Annotated in this window: 1 protein-coding gene; it reads right to left on the reverse strand. The window is 46.3% G+C overall.

The window, feature by feature from the left end; translation table 11 throughout:
• Positions 1–695: 695 nt before the first annotated feature.
• Positions 696–895 (reverse strand): hypothetical protein (locus MKD50_RS30485; RefSeq protein ID WP_252669774.1); only part of this gene is annotated, 200 nt, incomplete at its 5' end.

Consider the following 895-nt stretch of genomic DNA (forward strand, 5'->3'; position numbering starts at 1 on the left):
CTAGCTTGCTTGAGCGGAAATGACTCTTTACTGTGGTGAGGTGACAAGCCCCCGATTTCATGTGCCATAAAATCCCCATGATCTATTGGGTAGTTTGACCATTTCAGGCTCCGATGGCGTTATCGAAATATTAAATTTGTATGACTGTAGTTTCCAAAACGCCTTGGCCCCTTTTTCGTGCTTTCGACACCTACTTCAAACTGAGTTCTTCGGCACAACATTCCTGACTATAGGATCTTTCCTCATCTCATTAGATCTTGATTTAGATCAAGCAATGACGAGTTGAAGTCGATCGTCCTATGTCTTCGCATAGCTTGGCATATAAACTTTTATCTCTATCTCTCTAGGAGACGAAGCACGAACAAATGACGCTTCATAAATTTGTTATTTGATTGCATGAATTCATACCCCACAATTTAGCCTAGGATCGTCTGCATTTAGCATCAAAGTGTCATGAAATTTCGTTTTTTTAATTCATGGAGAGTGCCATGCGCAAGAGGATTAAAAAATTGGGGGTCGTTGGTTTAATGACGGCGACCGTGCTGTTCGGCGCTATGCCTGCATTCGCAGCGGAAATGGAGGGCTGGTCCGATAACTGTTTGTTCTTGGAGATCGGAAAGGGTGATTTTAGGATTTGTTTGTAACGCTGACAGGGCATAGAGCTGCAGCGCTGATATCTATCAAGGGCAGCGTCATCAGAACGCACCAATGTTAGCTGAATAAACCTTCCACATGCCGCTTTTTGTCTGATTGTGCAGCGAGTGGAGGGCTCCCCTCCCCTGGCGCAGACCGGTTGGTTTCTTGTTCAGCAAGGAATACCGGGGAAGGCGGCGCGGATTCTTGAAGAAGACGGGATTTTGAGGCCCGTATTCCCCGTTCCGATAGCCGAAGGCCC

This window comes from Cupriavidus mimosae, assembly GCF_023952485.1.
GTDB classification, from domain to species: Bacteria; Pseudomonadota; Gammaproteobacteria; order Burkholderiales; family Burkholderiaceae; genus Cupriavidus; species Cupriavidus taiwanensis_C.